The sequence below is a fragment of the Caballeronia cordobensis genome (assembly GCF_001544575.2).
Classification (GTDB): Bacteria; Pseudomonadota; Gammaproteobacteria; order Burkholderiales; family Burkholderiaceae; genus Caballeronia; species Caballeronia cordobensis.
Map to the genome: position 1 here is coordinate 425,608 of NZ_FCNY02000005.1, position 6,725 is coordinate 432,332.

Here is a 6,725-nt window from a genome sequence, read left to right on the forward strand (position 1 = left end):
CCGCGGTCATACCCAGAGTGGAGTCATCATGTCAGCAAGCCCGTGCTGCGGCGGAACAGCAGCGACCGTTGCGTCCTATCGTTGTCGCGTAGCAGAACATTATTGGGTGAATCAGCGATACAAGTACATCCGCCTCGAAGCGGATGCCCCGATCGCGCCGATCACCAAGGCTGGCCAGTTCTACCAGCTCAAGTGCCCGACGGCGCTCGGACACGAACCCTTCCTGCTTCGCCCGATGAGCGTCTACGGCGCCGGACCCGAAGAAAACCGTATCGAGTTTCTGTACAACGTGACGGGCGTCGGCACCAAGGCAATGGCGACCTTGCCCGAGGGTGGCTACATGGACATCGTTGGCCCACTCGGCAACACGTTCACCTTCAACGCCCGCTATCGCCGAATCCTGGTCGTTGCCCGCGGCGTCGGCCTGGCGACGATGGCGCCGCTCATCAAGGAAGCATCGCGAGCAGGCGTTGAGATCACCGCGGTGATGTCGGCGCGCTCGCCGGCCGATCTGATGGAAAAAGAGTTCCTCCGCGGAGCGACAGCGGACGTACGCAGCGTCTTCGATGCCGACGGCTCGTCTTCAGTCGAAGCCGTCGATGGGCTGATTCGCAAGCTTATCGAAGAGCAGCGCCCGAACGCCGTCTACACCTGCGGATCCCAGCGACTGTTGATGCTCTTGCAGCGCGTTCTCTCCGACTATCCGCACATCACCGCCGAGGTCGCGATGGAACAGCACATGGCGTGCGGAATGGGCGTTTGCCTGTCTTGCGTGAGGATGTTCGATTCTGATGGCGATCGCAGGTTCCTTCGCGTCTGCCGCGAAGGTCCTGTATTCCCGATTCGTGAAGTCGTTGGGGAGGTGGAATTTGGCTAATCTAACCACTCGGGTTGGCGACATGATTTTGCGCAACCCCGTCATGCCGGCGTCAGGCTGCTTCGCGATCGAATATCAGGAAGCCCTCGATCTGAATCGACTCGGCGCGCTCGTGATCAAGAGCGTCTCGCCGAAGTCCCGCGCAGGTAATCCGACCCCTCGTGTAGCGGATAGCTACAGTGGAATGCTTAACTCGATCGGTATTCCAAGCAAGGGCCTGGACTACTATCGAGAGCATGTATTGCCGCCCTATCTGAAGTTCGATACGCCAGTCGTTGTGTCGATTTCAGCGGACACAGCCGATGAATTCGCTGACGCTTGCGAGCAGATGTCCTTGCCCGAAGTCGCGGCGATCGAGGCCAACATCTCGTGTCCGAACCTCGAAGCCGATGGGATGGCGTTCGCCATGCTGCCGGAAACGACGTATAAGGCCGTCTCGGCTATCCGCCGCCGCACGCGTCATCCTTTTTGGGTCAAGCTCACGCCGAATGCCAGCAACATCGCCGCCGTCGCTCGCGCGGCTGAAGACGCTGGCGCCGATGCGATCGTCATGGGCAACACGGTGCTTGGCATGGCGATCGACATTCGCACGCGCAAGCCGAAACTCGGAAACGTCATGGGCGGCCTTTCAGGTCCGGCTATCAAGCCCATCGCACTGCGCCTCGTTCATCAGTGTTATCGCTCGATCCGGATTCCGATTATCGGATGCGGCGGCATTCAGAACGCTGAAGACGCGATCGAATTCCTGCTCGCTGGGGCAAGCGCGGTTCAAGTGGGTACCGCGTCGTTCCGCGATCCCGGCGTCATGCAGAAGATCATCGACGGGCTTGAGTCCTATTGCGATGAAACAGGACTCGACCGGCTCAGCGATCTGACGGGCCAACTCAAGTTAGACCATCAACTGAGCGATAGATGGCTGCGCTTCGCTCAGCAATCGGGCTGAGCTGAGAGACAGGCGCGAAAGCACGCCTAAGCGCGCCGGCAATTCGGCATCTCCTGGAACTGGATAGGCATTATGGAAATCGTTGAACTGGCCGACCTCGGCCAGAAACTCTTTGACGACATTCGGACGCTCTCTTCCGATGGTGTCGGCGTGACGCGCGACAGCTACGGCGAAGGCGAAACGGCGACTGCCGATTACCTGACGCGTTTCGCTGAAACGGAAGGGTTACGCGTGGACGTCGACCGTGCGGCAAATCTCATATTCGGCTTGCCAGACTCCGACCCGAACGTTCCGGCAGTGTGGGTCGGATCGCATATGGATTCGGTCCCGCAGGGCGGAAACTTCGATGGGCTTGCCGGCATCATTGCCGGGCTGCTGTGCCTGGTCAGCCAGAAACGCAGCAATGAACCTTCCACGACCCCGTTGCGCGTCATCGCGTTTCGAGGAGAAGAAAGCGCGTGGTTTGGCAAGGCGTACATGGGCTCCGGCGCGGCCTTCGGCAAGCTCTCCCCGCAAGACCTCGCGTTGAAGCACCGCTCGACGGGGAAGTCACTGGCCAGCTACATGCAGAACGTCGGTGCCGATACGGACGCAATCAGCGCTGGCGAGGTTTTGTTCGACAAGGCGAAGGCCAAGGCGTACCTCGAATTGCACATCGAGCAGGGTCCCATCATGGTCGCGAGGAAGATTCCGCTGGCCGTGGTGCCAGGGATTCGCGGCAATGTGCGGCACAACCGCATCACCTGTGTGGGCGAGGCCGGTCATTCGGGCGCGGTGCCTCGTTGGCTGCGGCATGACGCCATGTTCGCCGTCGCTGACCTGATCACCCGTCTCGACGAGCACTGGCGCGTGCTGCTCGAACGCGGAATCGATCTGGTTGTCACAGCCGGCGTCGTCGGAACCGATCCGGCCGAACACTCGATCTCGCGCATTCCGGGCGCGGTCAACTTCAGCTTCGAAGCCCGCAGCAAAAGCCGGGACACGCTCGAAGGCTTCTATCAACTCATGCGCAGCGAATGCGCCTCGATCGAGCGGGAGCGGGGCGTCAGATTCGAGTTCGATCGCCGTCTGGAGTCCGCGCCGGCGACGATGGACGACAGCCTGTGCGACGCCCTCGCCCAATCCTGCAAACGGCATGGGATCGATTTCGAGGCCGTGCCGAGCGGTGCGGGACACGATGCCTCTCTGTTCGCCAACGCGGGCATTCCCAGCAGCATGCTGTTCATCCGCAACGAAAACGGCTCGCACAATCCGCACGAAGCGATGGATATCGACGACTTCATGCTGGGCGTGATGGTACTCGCCGACACCATCAAACACCTCTGACCCACCGCTTTCATAGAGGACTTGTTCTCATGGTTCAAACCGTCACCATTGCGCGCCCCGACGACATGCATCTGCATCTTCGCGATGGCGAAATGCTGAAGACTGTACTTCCCTATTCCGTGCGTCAGTTTGGCCGTGCGATCGTCATGCCCAATCTGAAGCCCCCGATCACTTCGGTCGAAGCAGCCCGTGCTTATCGTGAGCGCATCCTGGCTGCCGTCCCGGAGAACACGTCGTTTGAACCGTTGATGACGGCCTATCTATGCGATGCGACGGATTTCGCAACGATCGAAGAAGGCTTCGTAGAACGCGTTTTTGCCGCGGTCAAGCTGTATCCGGCAGGGGCGACGACCCACTCCGAATACGGGGTCACGAGCATCGACAAAGTCGCGAAGGTGCTCGACGTGATGCAGGACCTGGGCATGCCGCTGCTGATTCACGGCGAAAGCACTGACCCGACGGTCGATGTATTCGATCGCGAAGCGGTGTTCATCGAGCGGACCTTGATGCCGCTGCTTGAACGTCATACGCGACTGAAAGTGGTGCTGGAGCACATTACGACGGAACAGGCTGCGAACTTCGTTGCGTCCGACACCAGCGGGCGGCTCGCTGCAACGATTACACCCCAACATCTGCTGTTGAACCGCAATGCAATGTTCACGGGCGGTATGCGGCCGCACTATTACTGTTTGCCCGTACTGAAGCGCGAACGTCACCGACTCGCGCTCCGCAAAGTCGCGACGTCGGGGTCGAGGTCTTTCTTCCTTGGCACGGACTCGGCGCCGCATGAGCGAGGAATGAAAGAGGCGTCCTGCGGATGCGCGGGCATCTTCAGCGCGCCGAACGCGCTCGAAGCCTATCTGACGGTTTTTGAAGAAGAGAACGCCGTGGAAAAATTCGAGGCGTTCGCTAGCGAAAACGGTCGTCTCTTCTACGGGCTTCCTCCCAACGAGGGAACGATAACGCTCACCCGCCAGCCCACGGACGCGCCAGAACTCGTGCAGCTTTCCGAAGGCAAATCTATTCAAACCTTTATGGGCATGGGCGCGTTGCCGTGGCGTCTCGTTGACCAGAAATCGCGCCAATCGTACTGAAGACTTTCCCGGAGAACGCAATGAGCAAGCAGGAATTTCGTGTCGAGCATGACCTTTTGGGCGAGAAAGCGGTACCGCGAGAGGCCTACTATGGCGTCCACACGTTGAGAGCGAAGGAAAACTTCGAAATCTCCGGAACGACCGTCTCGGCATTTCCGAACCTTGTCATCGCGCTTGCGGCGGTCAAGCAAGCCGCTGCCGAAGCGAACGCTGACCTCGGTCTCCTGGACAAGTCTTTGCGTAACGCGATCGTCAGCGCGTGCATCGAGGTTCGCGAAGGCCGTCTCCACGATCAGTTCGTCGTCGATGTGATCCAGGGCGGCGCAGGCACGTCCACAAACATGAACGCGAACGAAGTGATCTGTAATCGTGCGCTCGAACTCATGGGCCACGAGCGCGGCGAATATGGCTACCTTCATCCAAACGAACACGTCAATCTCGCGCAAAGTACGAACGACGTCTACCCTACCGCGCTGCGAATCGCAACGTTCTTCGCCATCGAGCACCTGCTGGAAGCGATGAGTCATCTGCGTGATGTGTTCGACCAGAAATCGCGAGAATTCGCCGGTCTCCTGAAGCTGGGACGCACGCAACTCCAGGATGCCGTGCCGATGACGCTCGGACAAGAGTTCTCGACCTATGCAGTGATGCTGGAAGAAGACATGTTGCGGCTGCGTGAAGCATCCGACCTGATCCGCGAGATCAACCTCGGCGCGACAGCCATCGGTACCGGAATCACGGCTCATCCCGAGTACGCACGCCGCGCGCTCGAAGCCCTCAATCGGATCACCGGAATCGAGTTGAGTACCGCACCCAACCTGATCGAAGCCACGCAAGATTGCGGCGCGTTCGTGCAGATCTCGGGCGTTCTCAAGCGGATCGCGGTCAAACTCTCGAAGACGTGCAACGACCTGCGTTTGTTGTCCAGCGGGCCGCGCGCGGGCTTTGGCGAAATCAATCTTCCGCCCATGCAGGCGGGCTCGTCGATCATGCCTGGCAAGGTCAATCCGGTCATTCCGGAAGTCGTCAATCAGGTCGCTTTCGAAGTCTTCGGTAATGACCTGACCGTCACCTTTGCGGCGGAAGGCGGTCAACTTCAGCTCAACGCATTCGAACCGATCATCGCGAGTGCGCTTTTCAGAAGCTTCAAGCATCTCACCGCCGCGTGCAACACGCTTGCGGACAAGTGCGTCAAGGGCATCACGGCCAACGCCGATCGCCTGAGAGAAACCATGGAGCGATCCATTGCGCTTGCAACTGCTTTGAACCCGTACATCGGTTACAAGAACGCGACCGCGGTGGCAGCAGAAGCGCACGCCGAAGGCACGACGATCAGAGAAGTGGTGTTGCGCAGGAGGCTCATGACCGAAGCACAGTTGGAAGAGGCGCTTCAGCCCGAGGCACTCATTGCGCCTCGCGTGTATGGAAGCCTTGTCAATCTCGCGGACGCCCCGGCAACCGGCGAGGAACGAGGCATTGCGACGGCGAAGTCGTAACGGATCGTTTTGAATTGCATCTGGAGCTTGTATGTCGATTTCACGGACGGAACCCGAAGTGGCCACTTCAGTGGCGAAGGCGCTCATCGAAGCGGGCTGCGTGCAGTTTCGGGCGGACGAGCCCTTCCGCTTGCCATCGGGATGGACAAGCCCGGTCTATATGGACTGTCGGCGGCTGATCTCCTTTCCAAAGCTGCGCCGGGACCTCGTCAGCGCCGGGCTGCGGATGCTTCGCGACCGCCACTGTCTCGATGAGGTCGATAGCATCGTCGGCGCAGAGTCGAGCGGCATCGCGCTAGCGACGCTCCTCGCCGATGCGCTCGATCTGCCCATGCACTATGTCCGAAAGAAGGCCAAAGGCCTCGGGCCATCCACCCAGATCGAGGGCACGCTGGCCGCGAATGAGCGCGTTCTTCTCGTAGATGATTTGATGGCCGCGGGCGAGTCGAAGCGCGAATTTTGCCGCGCCATCAACGAAGCGGGCGCGATCGTCAAGGACATCTTCGTTGTGTTCGACTATGGCGTGTTCCCCACTGCCGGCGTCCTTGAGCGCTGGAACGTGAAGGTGCATTCCTTAGCGACGTGGCAAGACATATTGACCGCAGCAAGATCGGAGCCGTTGGTCGATCAACGAGCGCTGAGCGAACTGGAGGTCTTTCTGAAGGATCCGGTAGCGTGGTCGCACGCGCACGGCGGAATCGTCTGGACGAAGCGGTAAGCATCCCCGCAACCGAGCAACAAAAGCTATCGTCGGCCCCGCTATCAGGGGCCGTAGAAACACGCGCCTGAAGATCAGGTACGTCAAAGGAAGAAGCTGTGATGGACGAACAACTTAAACAGAGCGCCCTCGCGTATCACCAGAATCCCCGTCCCGGCAAGATTTCGGTCACGCCGACGAAGCCCCTTTCCAACCAGCTCGATCTCTCGCTCGCGTATTCGCCGGGCGTCGCGGCCGCCTGCATGGCGATCTACGACGAGCCGCTCGACGC

6 protein-coding genes are annotated in these 6,725 nt (G+C 59.9%); all 6 read left to right on the forward strand.

Features of this window, described 5'->3' with window-relative positions; all coding sequences use genetic code 11:
• Positions 1-28: 28 nt before the first annotated feature.
• Complete coding sequence (locus AWB70_RS12655; RefSeq protein ID WP_053570010.1) at positions 29-877, forward strand: dihydroorotate dehydrogenase electron transfer subunit; 849 nt, start codon at positions 29-31, stop codon at positions 875-877.
• Positions 870-1,820: a dihydroorotate dehydrogenase gene (locus AWB70_RS12660; protein ID WP_045457893.1), complete on the forward strand. Its 951-nt coding sequence runs from the start codon at positions 870-872 to the stop codon at positions 1,818-1,820. Before AWB70_RS12655 ends, AWB70_RS12660 begins: the two co-directional genes overlap by 8 nt.
• A 72-nt stretch (positions 1,821-1,892) precedes the next feature.
• Positions 1,893-3,146 carry an allantoate amidohydrolase gene (locus tag AWB70_RS12665; protein WP_053570009.1) on the forward strand — a complete coding sequence of 418 codons (1,254 nt, stop codon included), beginning with the start codon at positions 1,893-1,895 and terminating at the stop codon, positions 3,144-3,146.
• Between the two features lie 29 nt (positions 3,147-3,175).
• On the forward strand, positions 3,176-4,240 hold the full coding sequence (gene pyrC, locus AWB70_RS12670; protein WP_053570008.1) for a dihydroorotase: 1,065 nt from the start codon (positions 3,176-3,178) through the stop codon (positions 4,238-4,240).
• A 20-nt stretch (positions 4,241-4,260) separates the two neighbouring features.
• A complete protein-coding gene (aspA, locus tag AWB70_RS12675; RefSeq protein ID WP_053570007.1) occupies positions 4,261-5,736 on the forward strand; it encodes an aspartate ammonia-lyase in 1,476 nt (491 codons plus the stop codon).
• A 31-nt stretch (positions 5,737-5,767) separates the two neighbouring features.
• A complete protein-coding gene (locus tag AWB70_RS12680; protein ID WP_053570006.1) occupies positions 5,768-6,454 on the forward strand; it encodes an orotate phosphoribosyltransferase in 687 nt (228 codons plus the stop codon).
• Positions 6,455-6,725: the final 271 nt, after the last annotated feature.